Origin of the sequence: Glaciecola sp. HTCC2999 (assembly GCF_000155775.1) — a bacterium.
GTDB lineage: Bacteria > Pseudomonadota > Gammaproteobacteria > Enterobacterales > Alteromonadaceae > Opacimonas.
Window position 1 is genome coordinate 88,552 of the sequence record NZ_DS989811.1, and the last position, 19,941, is coordinate 108,492.

Genomic DNA, 19,941 nt, shown 5'->3' on the forward strand with positions numbered 1-19,941 from the left:
AATTACCATCATGGCTGTTGTAAACTAGACTATCTAAAGCAACCTAACTGCTTTAAAATGGACACGCCCTGACAGAAAGGCTGTCCGGCATAGTGATGAGAACTTCCAATATGTTACGTTTGACTGATATTAAACTTCCCCTAAATCATGATGAGCAGGCCATTGAAGCTGCGATTTTAGATAAACTCCAAATCGATAAAAGCCAATTACGTTCGTTTAATGTTTTCAAGCGTGGTTACGACGCGCGTAATAACAAAAACATCATGTTGATTTACACGCTAGATATCGATACCGAATGTAACGCTGAATTACTTGAACACTTTGCTAAAGACCAATATGTTCGTGCTACCCCAGATATGACCTATAAGTTTGTCACGCAAGCACCAGCAGATTTGAGTGAGCGTCCTGTAGTGGTAGGCTTGGGTCCTTGTGGATTATTTGCTGCACTCATTTTGGCGCAAATGGGCTTTAAGCCTATCGTCCTTGAACGGGGCAAAGCGGTGCGTGAGCGTACTAAAGACACCTTTGGATTTTGGCGTAAGCAGCCACTTAATCCAGAATCCAATGTTCAATTTGGTGAGGGCGGCGCGGGTACGTTTTCAGATGGGAAGTTATATTCTCAAGTGAAAGACCGTAAACATTATGGCCGTAAAGTGTTGCATGAATTTGTGGCAGCTGGTGCACCTGAAGAAATTATGTACGTCAGTAAACCCCATATTGGTACCTTTAAGCTGGTGAATATGGTGGAAAAAATGCGTGCGGAGATCATCTCTTTGGGGGGTGAAATCCGCTTCAGTACGCGTGTCGATAAACTCGATTTAGTCCCAGATGGTGATGATCATGCGATTCAAGGCTTACACCTGTCTGATGGCAGTTATTTAGCGGCCAAACATGTGATTTTAGCGGTAGGTCATAGTGCTCGTGATACGTTTAAAGCATTGCATGAGCAAGGCGTCTATGTCGAAGCTAAACCCTTCTCGATAGGTTTTCGCATTGAGCATGAGCAAAGCATGATTGATACGTGCCGTTTTGGTGATAATGCCGGCAATCCCATCCTAGGAGCAGCTGATTATAAGTTAGTACATCACTGTAAAAATGGCCGAACTGTGTATAGTTTTTGTATGTGTCCTGGAGGCACTGTCGTGGCTGCCGCTTCTGAGCCGGGTCGCGTCGTGACGAATGGCATGAGCCAATATTCACGCCATGAACGTAACGCCAATAGCGCGATTGTGGTAGGGATTACTCCAGAAGAAGATTATCCTGGTGATCCGTTAGCAGGTATAGAGCTGCAACGTCGTTTGGAAGAAATGGCGTTTGCCGCTGGTGGTGAAAATTATCATGCCCCTGCTCAGCTTATTGGCGATTTTTTGAAAGGCCAAGCCAGTGAAGACTTAGGTGAGGTCAAACCCTCATATACGCCAGGTGTGACGTTAACAGATTTGAGTAAAGTGGTACCAGATTATGTGACCCATGCTATTCGTGAAGCGATCCCCGCGTTTAATAAACAAATTACAGGCTTTGCCAAAAAAGACGGTCTACTCACAGGCGTGGAAACACGTACCTCGTCTCCTATTTGTATTAAGCGAGACAAAGACTATCAAAGTGTCAATGTTAAAGGACTATACCCCGCCGGTGAAGGCGCTGGCTATGCCGGTGGTATTTGGTCTGCAGGGATTGATGGTATTCGAGTGGCAGAGGCAGTAGCGTTGTCTGTGGTAGGTGAGACAGTGTAACTACGCAAAGTTGTGAGCACTTTTTACTTACCTTTGCGTCAATAAAAAGTGCTGACGAAAAAAGATAATTACTATTTATTTTGCCTCTTTATCACTATCAACTGTCTTATATTTATCAAACCACGTGATAATGTGCCCAATCTTACGTGCAAGATTCGATGGTTTCACCGCAATGCCATGATAGGCTCCTTGAATGCGCACCATCGCACTTTCAACTTTCTGTAGTCGCAATGCCCCATAATATTGTTCACTTTCTGCCATTGGGGTGCGCACATCCAGCTCGCCCGTTAACACCATAGTTGGTGTGGTGACATTACCGACAAGGCGTAAAGGCGAGCGTTGCCAATACTGATCAATATCGTTCCATGGTAAGTCGGTGAACCAATATTTGGTCATAAAGGTGTAGATATCGGATGTGCCGATCATGCTGATCCAATTAATCACGGGTTTAGCGACCACTGCAGCTGTGAAACGGTCGGTATTGCCAATGATCCATGCGGTTAGTACGCCACCGCCTGAGCCGCCGGTCACAAATAAATTATCGGTATCAATATAGCCTTCATCAATCACCGCATCGACCATATCCATGAGGTCGTTGTAATCTTGAGAAGGATAGTTTTTATCAATCAGGTTAGCGAACTCAGCACCTTGTGAGGTCGAGCCGCGCGGGTTGCCATAGACTACAACGTAGCCAGCGGCAGCAAACATTTGAACTTCAGTAGAAAACTCAGGGCCATACGCGGTGTGGGGACCGCCGTGGATCTCTAAAATAAGTGGGTATTGTTTCTTAGGATCAAATTGCGGGGGTTTAACGACCCACGCCATCAATTCACGTTCATCGACCGAGCTTTTCATTGTGATAAGTTCTGGCGCATTGAGTGTTTTATGTCCCAATACATCACTGTTTAAATCAGTCAAGGTAGTGAGTTTATCACCCGAGAGTACCGCTAAATCAGCCGGACTGATACCGGTAGAATGGGTCAACACCACCTCACCAGCACTGGTTACAGCAAAGTCACCAGAGGTATATGGACGGCCAATACTTTGCCCTCCTAATGCGCGTGATAACACGTTCAATTCACGAGACAAACTCACATTCGCAACGAGTTTCTCACCACGATCATCATAACTGATATACAGTGACTCACTATCAGCAGCCCATTGCACATCATCTACCGCACGGTCGAGTGTTGGCGTGAGTGCTCTAGTACCATTATCGGTTAAATTCATTATAAACAGCTGTTCGAGTTGATTCGATTTACCATTATCGTCAAATCCAGTAAACGCAAGATATTGTCCATCAGGACTGAGTGCTGCAATATTCTCAGGACCTGTGTTGTTGGTTAACGCCGTATATGTGCCGTCACTCAGATCCACTTTTAATATATCTGTATTAAAGATATCAAACTCACGATCATCGCGAATATTCGCCGACATCAACACCGATTTGCCGTCTGCTGCCCAGATGACCTTACTAGCAAAGTCATATTGCCCTTGTGTAACTTGTCGCGGTGTTCCACCAATCGTTGGTACAACATAGAGATGAGTATTGCCAGGAGCTTTCATTCCTGAGCCATCACGTTGAAATAAGGTGTTATCGATGTAATGCGCATCTTCAGCCCATGTTGCACCTTTCGGTTTGAACCCGAGGCTGAATTTGGGCTTAGCATTGGTTGGGGTGAACATCGTAAATGCGATGTGTTTATCATCAGGTGAGAAACTGATGTTACTCGGTGAGCTTTGCACATTGGTCACTTTTATAGTGGTGTTGGAGGCAAAGTCATGTACATAAATTTGTGGCGTGCCGGAGCGAGTCGAGATATACGCTATTTTTGAAGCGCTGTTAGAAAGTACCGCAGAATAATGATTATATTCATCTGAGATAAATGGAAGATGCGCAGATCCATCTAGTTGCACCGTCCATAGGTTAATACGTTTATTATCCGCCATAATATTCATACTATGACGCTCGTATAAGACGGTCTTTTGATCGTTTAGTATGATGGGATTAGCGCTGAATTCTAAATGAAATAGATCTTCATAGCTGAGGGTGTCATGTTCATCGGCAATGGCATGATAACTAACGCTTGACGTAAGAAGGGCAAGGAGTAGAGCTTGCCAGTACATTAAAAAGGGTTTCTTTATCTGATGTAGCATGCTCGACTCCTGTTCTTATGTTAATGTCTGTCGCGGTTATAATACGCTTGGTTAAGATTATGATATAGGGATGGTTCTTGACCAAATCCCGTGGTTAACGAATTCGGATTACCTGGTGTCGTTAATACCGTTTCTACGTTGTAACTCCATTGTTCGATCCCTTTTACTTGGAATCCATAATTGGAACGCATCGAACGATTCAAGTTTAATGGAATTGAGATCCCCAATGATACAAACTCGGTTTCCTCACGGTTACGATCCTCTTTGAAATCAGTACGGCGGTAATTAATATTTATCTGAGTGTCACCAAACCAATGTGACGATTTCACTTTAAACCCAGTATCACCTTGTAAAAATTCACCAGCTGTCACTTCAATATCCCAGTTTAATGGAGCAAAACGATAGCGATACTTGAGTAATCTCGGTTCATATTTGTTCACTTGCGTATAATAAAATATGCGTTTCAGAGTCACCGTTTCAGTTAATTCACCGGCTAATAACGTAACGCGGTGCGCACCATCATCCGTTTGAAAACGTGTTTCATTAATCATGACATCCGTCATATTAAATGCTTCACCAAATGAAAATTGCGTCGAAATATTATATGGTAAAACAAACGCTTGATGGAACAACTTACGGTTGACGCCTTCTGGAATAGAGAAACGATTACTTATATATTGTCCTTCTTCGAAATCATCTGTATTAAGTAATGTATCACTCATATAGCGTACATCGATGACGGCCCCAGGCCATAAAGACATCTGGTAGTTTAGACTGGCGAGCAGTTGAAAATCAAACGAACCATATTCAGTACCTACTAAGCTGGAAATAGCCGGTGCAACCGTAATCCGCGGGACGAAATAGGCGCTGGATGCATTATTGACAAGCCATTTTTTATCAGAAAAGTCTAACCAATCTAACAAAATATTATCAGGCGCAGTAGGCACGACATTATCGATTGACAATATTGCTGGCTGAGCATATTCAAGCTCGATATTCTTCACCACTAAACCAAAGTTTAACAATTGTAATTGTGTATTCACATGCAAACGTTCTGTGATGAGACGTGACATGACGGCAATGGCTTGGTCTTCATTTCGGTTATATAAATTATTCTCAAACTGAATGACCAAACCCGCATTATTATCTGCTAAACGAATGCTGACTGACTCAAATCCATATTCAGTCACATACTCAGCAAACGCATCAATATTCTCGCGAGTCACTGTGGATAATGCCAAGGATGCAGGTGCATTGGTAGATTGTCGTAAGACAGAATCGTCAATATTAGTAGCGTGTTCAGGTGTTGTTACTTTGACAAAGCCATGGTTTGTAACGGTTGATGAATTATTTGACTGTGCGTCATTAAGAGCATCATTCGCCGTTTGTTGAGACGTTTTACGCCTCGCACCATCACTTAATGGGACATTCATATTAAGACTAAACCATTTATTTTTTTCGTTAAGCTCTGATTCGGTGGAAAAGAGTTGTAAAGCCGCAGATACTTGCCACCCTTCAGGTAACCACTGTTCTGGTGTAATAAATTTAAAACCAGCGTTTAGTGCATGTCCATCGTGCTCTGTGGCAATTTGTAAAAATTCAAATGGCTGGTATTCAACCGATGCAATGGCACCGTTCATATAATCACTCACGTAATCTGACGTGGCGACACCGGCACTGACTTTTAATAAGCCAAATTGGTCTAAATCAAAATCTTTAGATGCTACGGCATAAAAGGCTTGTGAATTAACCGCTGCTCCACCCAGGTCCTGCCCACCAATAGCCACTTTAAACCAATCTTCAGGGATCAAAGGTAAGGTATATTTGATGGACGCTGACAGATCACGTGGTCCACTACATTCTGGGCGCGTATCAGTATAAAGGTTACAGTGCCATTTTCGTGTCGCTAAACGGCCAACCAGTTCGAGACCCGGCATTAACCCTACACCAAACTTCATATCGCTTGCGGATATTAGCTCTCTTCTGATGTAAAAATTATCACTATAACTAAAGAGACCATCACCATATTTTATCACATCAGCATTTGGTGTATTGAATACACCCGTATAGCCTTGCATAGAGAAAGTATGCATTACGCGTTTATTCGTTGGTTCAGCGTTATCAACTACGAAGTCGTCTGACGCATGTATACCCGTTGAGAGCGTACAGGTCGAACCTAGCAGTAACGTTATCAAAGCTTTTTTCATCTTAAGACTTCACTTATATTCATCCGTATTTTAAGCCAAAAAAAAGCTAAAAGTCAGACTTTTAGCTTTTTTTAAGAAGTATCAATGGATAGTTAATTAACCACCTGTACCGCCAGTACCACCAGTACCACCAGTACCGCCTGTAGCACCAGTGATATCTACACCGTTGAAAATATCTTCGATGTCACTAGGGTTAACTTGGTCAGCAATTGGGTTAAGAGTTACTGTAGTACCGGTATCTTGACCAATTTCAGAAGCGATGTCTTGTACTAATGTATTAACTTGTGCTTGGATTGTATTGATTGAAGCAACAGCGGCTGCTTGCTCTGCACCCAAGTCAGCTTCAGGGTCAGCAATTAATGCTGCAGTGATATCATCAACAGCATCCACGTAATTTGCAATCGCACCACCAAGAGTCTCACCGTCAGCAACAGTTAAACCAGATAAAGAAGCATTGATTAAGTTTAGTGTTGCACTTAATGCGTCCGTAGATACTGCAGCAGAATCAGACGCATCAACAATCGCTACGTCAAATAAATTAGTCTCACCGGCGTCGACACCTAAAATAGCCGCAACAATTTTAGATGCAGCTTTTTGCGCTTCAGCAAGGCTCGTAGGGTTTGATAAATCGTTAGCAGTGCTTGCACGAGCTGCAGATACTAGTGCGTCTGTCGCTAATGATGTTAATGCATTGGCGTTAGCAGAAGCAATAGTACCAGTACCAGTAGAGTTAGTAATCGTACTAAGTGATAAGCCAGTTAATGACGCTGCTGGAATCGCTTCTCCACGAGCAACATCACCACATGCTGCCGCATCACAAATCATAGTTGTATCATCATCCGCAGAAATACGTACGAAGAAAGAACCAACAATAGCAGCACCAGAAGTATCAGTTATAGTTAACGTGTAATCACCATTAGCGTCTGTTTGCGTAGTTGCAAGTACATTTGCGAAGTCTAAGTCAGCAGCAGCAAAGGCTTCAACGGTTGCATTTGCTAATGTACCTTTTACGACTTCACCAGAAATGGCTAGAGTTGAAGGCGTAGGGATAACAGGCGTTGATACAAACTCTGCTTTATCACTTCCGCTAAAACAGCCGGTTAATGACAGAGCAATGACACTTAGGGGTAACACTTTCAGCATAGTTCTCATGGAATTTCCTTTTAATTTATCAAAGGTCCCTCTTTATTCAAGATGACTTTGAAGTTAATTCGAGATTTAATAGATTAAATTGTAACACTCAAATATTTAGGTGACAATTGTGGTTTTATTTTATTTGCCATTTTGGGCAATTAAAAATATATAAGTAATACTTGGTTAATATTAAAGCATATTTTTTCGAAAAAGAAAGTAAGAATATTTCTTAGTCATCAAACTTTAATATTTAATCTGCTAAGCGGTACTTAGGTCTCTCATCAACAGGCAAGTGTATCAGCGCTGAGAATGCACCGACACCAATCCCAATCCACCACACCATCGTGTAATCGCCATAATAATCATACAAACTACCTCCTAACCAAACGCCAAGAAATCCACCTAGTTGATGGGAAAAAAAGACCAGTCCATAAAGTGTCCCCATATATTTAAGCCCGTAAATATGTCCAATCAAGCCAGCCGTTAGCGGGACGGTCGCTAGCCATAAGGCTCCCATGATAATAGAGAACAACACCACAGATTCAGGCGTTATTGGGTTGATAATGAAAATGATTGATATCAATGTCCGTAATGTATAGATACCTGCCAGTAGGTATTTGCGTGAATAGCGATTACCCAGCCAGCCTGCGTAAATTGTGCCACCGACATTAGCTAAACCAATTAATGCAATGGACATGGCGCCAAGTCCGGATGTAGTTGTCACGCCTAAGCTTTGGATCAAGCTTGCTGGGCTAATGGCTGAGCACATTTCAGTAATGAGTGCGGGAAAATGTGCAGTAATAAACGCTAACTGATATCCACATGAGAAAAATCCGACAAATAAAAAGATGAAAGTGGGGTCTTTCACACTCCGTTGTACAACAACAGACAATGATTCTTCCGTCACGTTATGGCATTCGTTTGGTGTTATTTTTGTTGCAGGAGCCTTCAAAAAGCTAACAGCAAAAATGGATAAACAAATTATCCCTGCAAATATAAGAAACACATCCTGCCATACAAATGCTTGTAACAAACCTTGTGCCACGGGAGGACCGATGATCTGTCCAATCGAACCTGCAGCAGTGGTGATACCTAATGCTAATGAACGGTGTTGATCAGAAGTTGCTCGCCCCACAATCGCTAAAATTAGCCCAAACCCGGTCCCCGCAATCCCAAATCCCACTAGCATTTCTAATATTTGATGTTGCCCTGGCGTAATAGCAAAAGCAGATAAGCATAACCCTAGTGCATAACAGCCAATGCCGATTATAATTGCTTTACGATCACCGTACTTTTCGGCGAAAGCCCCAAATATCGGCTGACCAATGCCCCAAAACAAATTTTGTAGAGCTATCGCTAATGAAAATTCGCTGCGTAACCAATTAAATTCTGTAGCAATGGGGATCTGAAATAGGCCAAATGAAGCACGGATGGCGAAACTCAGCATAATGATGACGCAGCCAGCGATTAAGATCGGATGAATTAATGTTGTATATTGTTGCGGTGGTGTTTGCTGCATAGGATGATAATTTAATGGTATTAATAAAGTGATTATACCTAACTCCTTATTAGTTAATAGTGAGTTTTACCATCATTAAAAAAGTGTCTTGAGTACGAGTGAATCTCTGAAATATTGCATTTTTATGACATCATTATATACTTTGATTGGTCATACACCTTTCTTATTGTATTAATCTCAAGCCTAAATAGGTATTCATTTGCGCAAAATCATTACATTTGGGACATTTGATGTTCTGCATATCGGTCATATCCGCATTTTAAAACGCGCACGCGAACATGGGGATCACTTAATAGTTGGCTTGTCTTCTGATGAATTGAACTTTAATAAAAAAGGTCGTAATCCTATCTATTCGTTCCAAAGTCGAGAGGAATTACTCTCTTCGATGCGTTTTGTTGATGAGGTCTTTAAAGAAGAATCATTGGAGCAAAAACGAGAGTATATTCTTAAGTACAATGCTGATGTGCTTGTTATGGGAGATGATTGGGCTGGAAAATTTGATGAATTCAAGGATGTGTGTGAAGTCATTTATTTACCACGTACGCCTTCTATTTCAACGACAGAAATTATTGAAATTATTAAGGAAACCTCATAAATGAGATTTCTTTTATATCTATCACAAAACTACTCGTTTGAAATCATGCGCCCATTAGCAAAAGTCATGCTTGAAAATGGCCATGCAGTGAAGTGGTTTGTTGATGGAAAAAAAGTTAACCAAGCTTTATTCCTCGACGATGAGGTCGTATTAGATTCAGTGAAAGCGACCATTGCCTACCAGCCTGATGCAGTGTTTTTACCAGGAAATGTCGTACCTTCATTTATTCCTGGTTTAAAAGTGCAGTTATTTCATGGCTTTGAATGGAAAAAGAAAGGACACTTTCGGATCCGTGAATGTTTTGATTTGTACTGTACTCAAGGGCCATTTTTCACGGATAAATTCTTAGAATTACGAGAACTACATCCGCATTTTTCGGTAGTAGAAACCGGCTGGACGAAACTTGATGCTTTATTCCAAATGCCTAGGGTCAACCGCGCGAGTGATGAACCCGCTCACATACTCTATGCACCAACATTCTCACCAAGTTTTGGTTCAGCAACGGCTTTACTATCTCAGATAGTGACGTTGAGCTATGAACAGGACTGGGTATGGAATATTAAATTTCATCCTAAAATGGATCCCGACGTCATTGCTCAATACGAAGCTATGCAACATGATAAACTCATCGTGGTAAAAGAAGCGTCTATTTTGCCATTATTAAATAGTTGTGATGTTATGGTCTCAGATACCTCTTCAGCGATTACGGAGTTTTTATTACTCAACAAACCCGTGGTCACATTCAACAATGCACAGCCAGAAGATGTCTTAATTAACATCACTGAACCAGATGATTTAGCCGGTGCTCTCCAAAAAGCGTTGAGTGGTGATACCCAACTTAACGATGCTATCAATACTTATCGTCATATGATGCATCCTTATACTGATGGTCAAGCTGCGCAGCGAGTGCTTGATGCTACGCTTGCCGAAATCAAAGCGTTTCCACGTGCCGAAAATGTTGCTAAACCACGTAATTGGTTGAGGAACTTGAAATTAAGAAAACGTCTTAATTATTGGTTTTAAATGGATAAAAAATAAGTGTCATTTTGTATTTTTACAGACACAACCTTGTTGCATGTCCTTTATTAAACTCGGATAATAGTGAATTATTTGTTCACTTATGAATATCTCGGTGAGCAAAAACGGAACAAGTGACACAATAAATTAACCGTAGGACAAGGAACTAGGTATGACCATAAAAACTGCTGTATTTGGTGAAGCATTATTTGATTTGATTGAACAAAGCGACGATCAACTCTCTGCGCATATCGGTGGTTCACCGTTTAATGTGGCGCGTAGCTTCGCCAAGCAAGGATTGGATACTCATTACCTATCACCATTGGCGACCGATAGATATGGTGAGCGTTTATTCGAATATGCTGTATCCGAGGGTATTCAGCTTCCTGCCGATAACCGTTCATTTTTACCCACTTCTTTGGCGTTGGTGTATACCGATGCTGATGGTCAGCCAGACTACCGCTTATATCGTCAATCAATTGCTGATTTAGATATTGATGCACAGCAACTCATCGATCTTATTCCTGAAGATTTAGCGTTATTTCATACAGGCTCATTAGCCTTAGTACCTAGCATGGTCGATGTGTTAGTCCCGTGTTTTATCGAATTGAAAAAACGTAATGTTCTGATTAGTCTCGATATCAATATGCGTAAAGGGGTAGAGCGTGATAATGAAAAGTATATTGCAGCAGTTTTATCGTTAGTGCCCTTTGCTGATATCGTAAAGGTCAGTGACGAAGATTTATTGTTACTCGGTATTGATACTGCGCCATTAGAAGGTGCACAACAAATCCTTACTCAGCTTAATAATGGGATAGTGTTATTGACCGAAGGAGCAAATGGCGCGACATTATTAACGTCGACGCAATCAATTGCTCGACCTGTTTATACGCCAACAGTATTTACTGATGCAGTGGGTGCTGGGGATACGTTCTTTTCTGCGTTTTTAGCGCAGTTATTGCGTGGTCAACAGGAAGCCTCTGATGATAATTCATGGTCAGAAGAAGCCCTTATTAAAGCGCTTCACTTTGGTTTAATGGCAGCGACCTTGAATGTCGAACAGCAAGGGTGTCAGCCCCCTTCACAGGAAGACGTCATCGCTGCGTTAAAAACGCGTTAGTCTTTTACCTTCCTTACCAGTACTATTTTGAAATAGCGCGAAACTTTATTGGATTCGCGCCTTTATTATTTGTGAGAGAGCGTCTATGTATGTTAACGCCTTTATTGGCGTTACATTTGTTCTAAGCTCGCTCCGCGCGTTTCTTTGACATATTTAACGACAAAGAACACACTGATGAGCGCCGACAAAGCATATAAGCCATAAGCACCCGACAGTCCAATACTGCCTAGTAGGATTGGGAATGTCATGGTGATGGTGAAGTTTGCAATCCACTGCGCGCTTGCTGCTACGGCGAGTGCCGCACCACGAATGCGGTTATTAAACATCTCGCCTAATAGAACCCATACAACGGGGCCCCAGCTTGCGCCAAAGCACACGACAAAAAAATTCGCCATCACTAGTGCCAATGTTCCCATAGAGTCTGTGAGTGCTAACTGACCAGCTTCATCTAGCCCCGCGGTACCGAAAATATAAGTCAAACTACCTAAGCTGACAAACATGCCGATGCTACCAAATAGCAGCAGTGGCTTTCGACCAATTTTATCGACCAATGCGATCGCGATAAATGTTGATATAATATTGGTCGTGCCGGCAAGTACATTGATAAAGAGCGATTGGGATTCATCAAAACCTGCGGCTTGCCATAACTGTGCGCCATAATAAAAAACGACATTGATCCCAACAAATTGTTGGAACACAGATAGGGTGATCCCCACCCAAATAATGGGATGGATTTTTTTACTACCATCAATAAACAGATCACTCAGGCTAGGTTTCTTTTCTCCTTTGAGAGAGTCTTGGACGGCTTTAATTTGTATGGCTTCGGTGCCTTTAGTGATGCGTTTGAAGATGGCTTCAGCCAGATGGGGTTTACATTGAGCCACCAAATAACGCGGTGATTCAGGGATAAATAACACGCCGACGAAAAATAGCGTTGCGGGGATAAGCTCTACCCAAAACATCCAGCGCCACGCTGCTATCTCCAGAAGAAACTGTGCTTCTGCTCCACCAGATACCGATGCAATCACATAGTTACTTAAAAATGCGGCAAATAAACCTAATACAATGGCCAGCTGTTGTAGTGTGGCTAATCTTCCACGGATGGCTGCAGGGGCGACTTCTGCAATATAAGCTGGCGCTAAGACGGATGCTGCGCCGATGCCTAATCCTCCAATAAGTCGATAAAAGATAAATTCAGCAGAAGAGTCGGCAATACCTGAACCATAAGCGCTAATAGCGAAAATTAATGCGGTGATAATCATGATGGGTTTACGACCAGCACGGTCAGCAATCGGACCTGCAGCTAATGCACCGACTGCGCAACCTAATAACACTGATGCCACATTAAAGCCGGTGCCAATATCATCGGCATTAAAAGCATTACTCAGTGCACTAACTGTGCCGTTGATGACTCCCGAGTCAAAGCCAAACAAGAACCCACCAATAGCTGCCACGGCAGAGATAAAGAAGACATAGAGCACAGACGTATTCTCTTGAGCTGGTGGTTGAGGAGGGGTTAATGGTGAAGTCATGAGTATCATTACCTTATTATTTTATTTTCACATTCTATCGTAAATATTATCCATTGCGGGGAAATTTTTATACGTTGAGGGACTATAGTTAACTATATTGGTATTCAACGCTCATCATCTATAATGACCTTAACAGCTAGCTTCACAGTATAATGTTTATCAAAACCAATTAATGTCATTATAAAAAAGGAAGTTGTTTTTTGGATTCTTTAACACAAATAGCGTTAGGCAGTGCCGTGGGTTATGCGGTGATGGGTAAACAAATGGGGAAGCGCGCAGCGTTGCATGGCGCTATTTTAGGTACCATTCCTGATTTGGACGTATTCATCAATTATGGAGGCGATGTCCAAAACTTTACCTATCATCGGGGGTTCAGTCACTCGTTTATTGTGCATGCATTGGTGGCACCACTATTTGCTTGGTTGCTGTTAAGGTTAGAAAAAATGGTGCCAGCAAAACTCACTGCAGATGACATCGTGCTTCCCCATAAAAAACAATCCTTGCTGAGATGCACATGGATGGTGTTTTTAGTTTTAGCAACACATGCGTTGATTGATGGGTTTACTGTGTATGGGACGCAATTTTTATGGCCTATAACAGAATATCCTTTTGCTATTTCAACGTTATTTATTATTGATCCACTCTATACATTGCCTTTATTAGTATTATTGGTGATGTTTTTTATCCCGAAGATTAACCCCGCCACTTTATTCAAAACATGTTCGGCTGCTCTTATCATTAGCACGGTATATTTAGCATGGAGTGTGGTAGCTAAGTGGCATATTGAGCAACTGAATAACGCCGCATTTGCTCAAGCTAATATTTCATCAGATTTGGTTATCAGTACCTCTGCGCCAATGACTACATTGTTATGGCGGACCGTGGTCATGCAAGAAGACCATTACTATGAAGTCTTTACATCTGTGTTTGATCGGGCTGAAGATGTCAGTATTACTCGTTATGAAACTGATCCCAGTTTGCTAGCGAGTATTCAAGATAAATGGGAAGTACAGCGGTTGATTTGGTTTACAAAAGGAGCTTATTCGGTTCGCCAAGAGGAAAAGCGTATCATCTTGTCGGATTTACGTATGGGAATGGAGGGCGCGTATGTGTTTACGTTTGAAGTCGGTCAGATAAGTCAAAACGGCCAGATTAGCACTAGTGATTTCGCACAAGTTAGCCGTCGTCCTGATATCAGTGACTTACCCAAGGTATTTCAACGTATTATTGACCCATCAATTAGGATTAGCCCTTAACTAGAAAAGTTAAAGAGTATATCCACTGCTTCTTTGTCATTATATTTGGCACCATGGAGAAGCCAAAAGTGTTGACGTTCTTTATTAGGGTGTTGATAAAGACGTTTTATAATAGCTTTATCACGTTCGAAATTCGGCTTTGTCATTGCTGCTTTATCTAACCATGTAAAGCCTTTATATTGATTAAAAAGCTCAGTATCATTATCTAAATATAAGTTACCGAGTTTTATCATACTCAATTTGTCATTATGTTTGGCTTGTTCCAACAGGCTAGATTCATGTTGACGAAGGTCTCTTATATTGGAATATTCAGTGGTCTCGACTTCCCAAGAAGATGCGCACAATAAAATTACACCTAGAAACATAACTGTGTTTAATAGTTTCAATGTCTTTACTCTGTATAAATGATAGCTACAAAATGATGCTATTAGTGGTTATTTTGTCAGGTAAAATTAATGTGGTATATAAGTTAATTTCCTAGGAAAAATGCTTAGGCGGAATATTGAAAGTCGAAAAAAGTGTCTTTACTGAAGTGCCCGGCTATACAGTTCATTGTTCTGTACTTTTGAGTTAGTTTCGTTACAATACGCATCGCTTTGATGCACCCGTAGCTCATCGCTGCGCGAGGCGCATGAATAGAACGCAGCCCTTCGGAGGCAGAGGTCACTTGAAAGAGTGGTTACGAGGGCGAGAGTCAAAATCAATATTTCAAGCGTAATGCTCGAATGATACAATTTACTGCGTTTCACAACGCACCCGTAGCTCAGCTGGATAGAGCGCTGCCCTCCGGAGGCAGAGGTCAGAGGTTCGAATCCTCTCGGGTGCGCCATCTTATTTCTGAATAGGGCTCTACAGCCCCTATTTAGCCTGCATTCCTTATGATTTGCAGAGGCTCGAAATTATGACTGTGGAAGGATTTGTAGAAGCGAAATACGTATACTGTCGCAACAATATCTATTATTTTTGTCGTTGGATTCCTAGCGATATTAAACCTTATTACACAAAGCAGAAGATTACTCACACTCTTAAGACTAGGTCGCTCAAACGAGCACTAATGATGGCTCGCTCTATTAATGCCAAGATTGAAGACTACTGGTTAGGCATAAGACTCAAAAACTATGAAGTGCCAACTTCCGCATCGATAGAAAATGAACAAAAACACGATACACCTACGATTGTTGAATGCCTTGAGCATTACTTGTCAATCAAAGGTAAAGGTAAATCCAAAGCATTTGAAAATAGCTCAAGACGAGCAGTTAAATATTTTGTATCTCACACTACAAATAAACCAATAAGTGCATATTCAGGAACTGAGGCAGTTAGCTTCCGTGATTCTCTTGTTGCAAAGAACCTAAGCCCAGCAAGTGTCAGGCGAATACTTGCAACTTTAAAAGCCATAATAAACTTCACTATCAGCGAGCTCGGACTTGATATCAAAAATTCCTTCACAGGACTTTATATTCCAAGAAACGAAGAGGAAACAAAGCGCTTAAGCATTAACCCTAAATTAGTATTTAAAGTACAACAAGAATGCTTGTATATAGACGATGATTTAAGATGGATTGTAGCATTAATATCCGATACTGGCATGAGATTAGCTGAAGCTGTTGGACTTAGAGCTTGCGACATTAATTTAGAGCATGAAATACCCCATATAGACCTGATTCCTCATAAAGCCAGAACATTAAAGACACCTTCAAGCAAAAGAAAAATACCTTTAGTAGGAGCTTCTCTTTGGGCTGCCAAACAGGCATTAGCAACATCCACTGGTGAATACATATTTCCTAGATACACCAACAGCAATAAATGCAACAGTAACAGTGCAAGTGCAGCCATTAACAAATGGCTTAAGAAGTTAATAGGACAAGATTATGTTATACATGGATTTCGCCACGGCTACCGAGATAGACTAAGAAACATTAATACACCAACAGAAATGATAGACCAGCTAGGTGGATGGAGTATGCAGACTGCTGGACAAAATTACGGCGCAGGGTTCAACCTAGAAAACCTTCACAAACAAATGCAATTACTAGAAATAAGGAATGCAGGCTAAATAGGGGCTGTAGAGCCCTATTCAGAAATAAGATGGCGCACTCGAGAAATGTCGATACACCGCTAAGGAGTCTTATTTAGCCTGCAGGTTAGTAAAATCAACACTATCACGAGCTTAGTTCACACTCAAGATGCGTATTCTCTTCCACAGTTTCTTCCACACTGACTTCGCAGCCTAATCATCCACTCAACAACCTGCTCACCCTTACCTGAACAGACTTTGAAGCCTAATTAGCCCCACCACTTCCAACTGATAACCATCAAATGTATATGTAGACTAAGCAGCTTACCAGAGCCTCTGTATAGGTCTGTGCAGCCTCGAAACTCCATTAATAAACGTAATTACTTAGTGATTTTATTGGGGCTTAGAATGACTCTGAAGGGTACGGGGTAGAGATGGATTGGCTGTTTAGGCTGTGTAGCTTGATAGACTTGCTAGAGGGCTTGTAAGAAAAAGTCTTATATAAAGTACGAATAATGAGTGGTAGAGTTATTTCTCCAAATAAAGGAATTCAAAATGAATAAAAAATTAATTAGCTTAGTTGCAGCGGCAACATTATCAACTTGTGTTTACGCAGAAAGTGATAACAAAAGGGGTCTATATTCTGAAATATCTTATGAGACTTTCAATGAGAGTAATGATGATTTCCCAGATATAAACCTTTCCTATGCATCACTTTTAACCGGTTATCAATTCAGCCGTAACTTTAGTGCTGAAGCGGTCATAGGAACAGGCATTGGTGATGAGGTAACAAATGTTCAAAATATTTCAGTTTCAAGCAGCATTGGAAGTATTTACGGAATTTCTTTAAAAACGCAGTTTGATATCAGTGAAAATATTAATGCTTTTACAAAATTAAAATACTTCAATATTGATGTTGAGGCAGAAGCAATGGGGTTTGAAGCGGCAGCAAGCGATTCCGACTTAGGCCTGTCAATTGGCTTGGAGTTTGTTTCTGAAAGCTCTTTATATGGCACTGCCTCATTATCTTTGTGGGGGGTTGATGATGAAACAAGCCAAACAGGCCTAAAAATTGGCGTTGGTTATAAATTTTAATGAGTAAGGGTTTAAAATGAAATTAAAAAGTACATTATTAATTTTAATTGCATCCATTTCATATGGCTGTACATCAGTACCGACCTTAAGTGAGAAGGAAGCAGTCATAGCAAAAAGCACACCTTCACCCAAGGAAGGCAAGTCGGCAATTTATGTTTACAGAAGCGGCATAATTGGCGGCGCTTTAAAAAAAGACATCTGGATAAATGGTAAATGTATTGGAGAAAGTGCTCCAGATGTATTCTTCCAAGAAGAGGTTGAAGGCGATACAGAACATCAAATTTCCACAGAGTCAGAGTTTTCTCCTAATCACATGAATCTATTCACCAAAGCAGGTGAAAATTACTTTATTGAGCAATACATCAAGATAGGCGCTTTTGTCGGAGGGGCTGATTTAGAGCTTGTTTCAGTAGATAAGGGTAAGAAAGCAATTCAAGACTTGGACTTGGCGGTTAAGGGGAATTGCAGCTCGAAATTTGAGTAGGACTTTATTTTGCACTAACAAATCTACGAGGGCTAAATTACTGGTTACGTAGATTTGTTAGGTATGAACTAAGATGTCAAAATTAGCCACTTATAAATCAACCAGCTTCACAGGCGTCAACACCTATTACTTCAGCCCAAATCCTAATCATTACCCCTTCTGCCCAGGATTGATGCATTTTCTGAACAGCCACTGCATCATGTATAGGTAGAACAACAATATCATCCTCAACACCTTGAAGCATGACTCTCTTAACAATTTCACCTTCAAGATTCATAGCTTTCTTAGACCAACCTTGGTAAAACGGAATATCAGGAAAGCGCTCAAGTAGATGGTTTTCAATCGCTAAAAAATCTTTTTCAGATGACACCTTAGATTTAAATGCACTCAATGCATCTATTTTACTCTCACAACTGAATGCAAACTGACAGAACGATTTAACTTTAGATTCAAACACATTAGTAGCATCGAAAACATTCTTATAAAAATCACGCTCAAGTTTCTGATTAAAAAACAAGGCGACCGCCATTCTCATGTGGCTTGATTTGATATCCACTTCGGATATTTCCTCTCCATCTATCAGGCAATTCTGTCTAACTTTGATTCTTCGTTGCGGGAGCTGCTGAAATGCACAATATATCCGACCAGAAAGACCCACCTCACCAGAATAGAGTCTTGTCATAGCTGACTTTGCAGCCCAGGAGTGACTCGATAGGAATCTATTTATCCTTTCCAAGTCTAACTCATCCCGCTCCATAATCTTTATATCGCTATCCGTTAGTGTATAGCCAGTTCTTTTATTATTTAAATTAACAAAAGGAGGTTGCGGCTCTTCAGACGATTCCAGATAAGCCATCAGTGAATCGATATTCAGTAGGCTTTGGGGCTGAATAGCTGTTCTTAAGGGCTGCTTGCTGTACTTTTTACCTTTAATGACACGAATGAAACCCAGTTTCTCCATGGTTTTAATAGCTCTTGAGAAAGACCTGTAGCTTAAGTTTTCGAAAGCACCTTTACCAAAGGCTTTGCTGTCCATTGGTATCATGCACCACTGCCTGTGAAGAACCGCTTTAGCAAGGTTAAGAATAATTATTTGAAGGTGGTGTCTATATTTGCTTAGTGCCTTAGGCTTAAGATTTGCATTAGTATGCTCAACAATTAAATCAATGATTCCATCTAAACTTGGAGATGTGCTGCTTATTTGTATGCTTGCTTGAAAAAAGAATCTGTACTGCTTATCACCTATCTGGTTTACGTGACGTTCAAACTCCTTTTCAAGCTCGTTGAATAACTCAGGAGAACCTTTGAATACTTTTAAAGTGTTATGCATAAGTACTGGGCAGTATACAAAGGTTATTAGCTGCAAAGGTATCATATATTATAGTCATTACCTTACCTCTTATTAGACTATGGCTGCTCAGTATGAAGCGTAAAGCTTATTAAGTGTAAGTGCACAATCTTCATTGACTATAAACCCTTAATGTGACTAGTTGGTATTAAAAAGCTGTCTGTGTAAGCGCTCTTTTCTTAGCGCTCTTCTCATGCCTTTTCTGGATGCCTCTTCTATTTTTTTTAATTCTTTTTTTGTGTGTCTCGTTTTGTATTCTAGTTTTTTCTTTTCAAAGTATAAGTCGACTGCAGTGTCTAAAATCTTACCGAGTAATCCGCTTTCATTACTGCTTGCTTTTGGCTTGATGTTATTATTGGCCGTTTGAGGTCGCCTCGCCTTGGGTGTGTAGTTCTTTTTTGTGAGAGGCGCAGTTTTGGATTTTAAACTGGGTGACAATAGGTCGTCGACGAATGCTTTGAAGTCAGTTTTAAAAACATCATCTTCTGAATCAAGTAATGCTGTGCGTTCGGGGCTTGTTATTACACCTTTGGCTTGAGGAGCGGCATTCCTCCTTTGGTTTGCTTTTGCCCTTTGAGTTTGAAGCTCCCGCCCTTCTTTAAGCCACTCAATATAAGCAAGCCTTGGGTACTTGGTTAGTCCTCGCCGTTCAGCTACTATTTGAACCTGTTTTTTTCGCAACCTTTCGGACTCATAAACAGCGGCACTTACAATTTTCATTAATTCC

Annotated in this window: 16 protein-coding genes and 1 tRNA gene; 9 read left to right on the plus strand and 8 right to left on the minus strand. The window is 41.1% G+C overall.

All coding sequences use genetic code 11. The features are described from left to right. The first annotated feature begins 110 nt into the window (after nt 1–110). On the plus strand, nt 111–1,733 hold the full coding sequence (locus G2999_RS04455; RefSeq protein ID WP_010179166.1) for an NAD(P)/FAD-dependent oxidoreductase: 1,623 nt from the start codon (nt 111–113) through the stop codon (nt 1,731–1,733). A gap of 75 nt (nt 1,734–1,808) precedes the next feature. Here G2999_RS04455 and G2999_RS04460 read toward each other — a convergent pair whose 3' ends face one another. The 4 genes from G2999_RS04460 to G2999_RS04475 all read right to left on the minus strand — a co-directional run bounded on the left by G2999_RS04460 (nt 1,809) and on the right by G2999_RS04475 (nt 8,750). Further along, the gene (locus G2999_RS04460; RefSeq protein ID WP_010179168.1) at nt 1,809–3,860 is read right to left on the minus strand and encodes a S9 family peptidase; all 2,052 of its coding nucleotides are present in this window, start codon (nt 3,858–3,860) and stop codon (nt 1,809–1,811) included. 50 nt (nt 3,861–3,910) lie between these two features. Next, nucleotides 3,911–6,097, minus strand: coding sequence for a YjbH domain-containing protein (locus G2999_RS12600; protein WP_010179170.1), 2,187 nt, complete (start codon nt 6,095–6,097; stop codon nt 3,911–3,913). Between the two features lie 96 nt (nt 6,098–6,193). Continuing rightward, nucleotides 6,194–7,249 carry a hypothetical protein gene (locus G2999_RS04470; RefSeq protein ID WP_010179171.1) on the minus strand — a complete coding sequence of 352 codons (1,056 nt, stop codon included), beginning with the start codon at nt 7,247–7,249 and terminating at the stop codon, nt 6,194–6,196. Between the two features lie 232 nt (nt 7,250–7,481). Next, nucleotides 7,482–8,750 carry an MFS transporter gene (locus G2999_RS04475; RefSeq protein ID WP_010179173.1) on the minus strand — a complete coding sequence of 423 codons (1,269 nt, stop codon included), beginning with the start codon at nt 8,748–8,750 and terminating at the stop codon, nt 7,482–7,484. A gap of 199 nt (nt 8,751–8,949) precedes the next feature. Here G2999_RS04475 and G2999_RS04480 point away from each other — a divergent pair, with 199 nt between their 5' ends. From G2999_RS04480 to G2999_RS04490, 3 genes are all read left to right on the plus strand, one after another. Further along, entirely contained in the window at nt 8,950–9,345 is a 396-nt protein-coding gene (locus G2999_RS04480; protein ID WP_010179175.1) for an adenylyltransferase/cytidyltransferase family protein, read from the plus strand. Beyond that, complete coding sequence (locus tag G2999_RS04485) at nt 9,346–10,368, plus strand: CDP-glycerol--poly(glycerophosphate) glycerophosphotransferase (RefSeq protein ID WP_010179177.1); 1,023 nt, start codon at nt 9,346–9,348, stop codon at nt 10,366–10,368. Nucleotides 10,369–10,534: 166 nt separating this feature from the next. Beyond that, the gene (locus G2999_RS04490) at nt 10,535–11,482 is read left to right on the plus strand and encodes a PfkB family carbohydrate kinase (protein ID WP_010179179.1); all 948 of its coding nucleotides are present in this window, start codon (nt 10,535–10,537) and stop codon (nt 11,480–11,482) included. A gap of 110 nt (nt 11,483–11,592) precedes the next feature. On the opposite strand, the gene G2999_RS04495 is transcribed toward G2999_RS04490, so the two are convergent. Further along, nucleotides 11,593–13,014: a sugar porter family MFS transporter gene (locus G2999_RS04495; RefSeq protein ID WP_010179181.1), complete on the minus strand. Its 1,422-nt coding sequence runs from the start codon at nt 13,012–13,014 to the stop codon at nt 11,593–11,595. Between the two features lie 200 nt (nt 13,015–13,214). Here G2999_RS04495 and G2999_RS04500 point away from each other — a divergent pair, with 200 nt between their 5' ends. Then, entirely contained in the window at nt 13,215–14,270 is a 1,056-nt protein-coding gene (locus G2999_RS04500; protein ID WP_010179183.1) for a metal-dependent hydrolase, read from the plus strand. On the opposite strand, the gene G2999_RS04505 is transcribed toward G2999_RS04500, so the two are convergent. Continuing rightward, on the minus strand, nt 14,267–14,656 hold the full coding sequence (locus G2999_RS04505; protein ID WP_232222418.1) for a hypothetical protein: 390 nt from the start codon (nt 14,654–14,656) through the stop codon (nt 14,267–14,269). The two genes, G2999_RS04500 and G2999_RS04505, sit on opposite strands and share 4 nt — an antisense overlap. Before the next feature lie 366 nt (nt 14,657–15,022). Between G2999_RS04505 and G2999_RS04510 the strand changes: the two genes are divergently transcribed. The 4 genes from G2999_RS04510 (at nt 15,023) to G2999_RS04525 (ending at nt 17,866) form a co-directional block, all read left to right on the plus strand. Next, nucleotides 15,023–15,099, plus strand: a tRNA-Arg gene (locus G2999_RS04510). Between the two features lie 72 nt (nt 15,100–15,171). Further along, entirely contained in the window at nt 15,172–16,326 is a 1,155-nt protein-coding gene (locus tag G2999_RS04515) for a DUF6538 domain-containing protein (protein WP_010179187.1), read from the plus strand. 516 nt (nt 16,327–16,842) lie between these two features. Further along, nucleotides 16,843–17,382: an outer membrane beta-barrel protein gene (locus tag G2999_RS04520; RefSeq protein WP_010179188.1), complete on the plus strand. Its 540-nt coding sequence runs from the start codon at nt 16,843–16,845 to the stop codon at nt 17,380–17,382. Between the two features lie 16 nt (nt 17,383–17,398). Beyond that, the gene (locus G2999_RS04525; RefSeq protein ID WP_010179189.1) at nt 17,399–17,866 is read left to right on the plus strand and encodes a DUF2846 domain-containing protein; all 468 of its coding nucleotides are present in this window, start codon (nt 17,399–17,401) and stop codon (nt 17,864–17,866) included. Nucleotides 17,867–17,963: 97 nt separating this feature from the next. Here the strand turns inward: G2999_RS04525 and G2999_RS04530 are convergent, their stop codons facing one another. After that, nucleotides 17,964–19,196, minus strand: coding sequence for a hypothetical protein (locus tag G2999_RS04530; protein ID WP_156780214.1), 1,233 nt, complete (start codon nt 19,194–19,196; stop codon nt 17,964–17,966). 156 nt (nt 19,197–19,352) lie between these two features. Then, entirely contained in the window at nt 19,353–19,934 is a 582-nt protein-coding gene (locus tag G2999_RS04535; protein ID WP_010179193.1) for a hypothetical protein, read from the minus strand. Between the last annotated feature and the right edge of the window lie 7 nt (nt 19,935–19,941).

Coding starts and splice junctions, on each gene's coding strand:
- G2999_RS04455 (WP_010179166.1), top strand. CDS start 111: ATGTTACGTTTGACTGATATTAAACTTCCCCTAAATCATGATGAGCAG.
- G2999_RS04460 (WP_010179168.1), bottom strand. CDS start 3,860: ATGTACTGGCAAGCTCTACTCCTTGCCCTTCTTACGTCAAGCGTTAGT.
- G2999_RS12600 (WP_010179170.1), bottom strand. CDS start 6,097: ATGAAAAAAGCTTTGATAACGTTACTGCTAGGTTCGACCTGTACGCTC.
- G2999_RS04470 (WP_010179171.1), bottom strand. CDS start 7,249: ATGAGAACTATGCTGAAAGTGTTACCCCTAAGTGTCATTGCTCTGTCA.
- G2999_RS04475 (WP_010179173.1), bottom strand. CDS start 8,750: ATGCAGCAAACACCACCGCAACAATATACAACATTAATTCATCCGATC.
- G2999_RS04485 (WP_010179177.1), top strand. CDS start 9,346: ATGAGATTTCTTTTATATCTATCACAAAACTACTCGTTTGAAATCATG.
- G2999_RS04490 (WP_010179179.1), top strand. CDS start 10,535: ATGACCATAAAAACTGCTGTATTTGGTGAAGCATTATTTGATTTGATT.
- G2999_RS04495 (WP_010179181.1), bottom strand. CDS start 13,014: ATGACTTCACCATTAACCCCTCCTCAACCACCAGCTCAAGAGAATACG.
- G2999_RS04515 (WP_010179187.1), top strand. CDS start 15,172: ATGACTGTGGAAGGATTTGTAGAAGCGAAATACGTATACTGTCGCAAC.
- G2999_RS04520 (WP_010179188.1), top strand. CDS start 16,843: ATGAATAAAAAATTAATTAGCTTAGTTGCAGCGGCAACATTATCAACT.
- G2999_RS04525 (WP_010179189.1), top strand. CDS start 17,399: ATGAAATTAAAAAGTACATTATTAATTTTAATTGCATCCATTTCATAT.
- G2999_RS04530 (WP_156780214.1), bottom strand. CDS start 19,196: ATGCATAACACTTTAAAAGTATTCAAAGGTTCTCCTGAGTTATTCAAC.
- G2999_RS04535 (WP_010179193.1), bottom strand. CDS start 19,934: ATGAAAATTGTAAGTGCCGCTGTTTATGAGTCCGAAAGGTTGCGAAAA.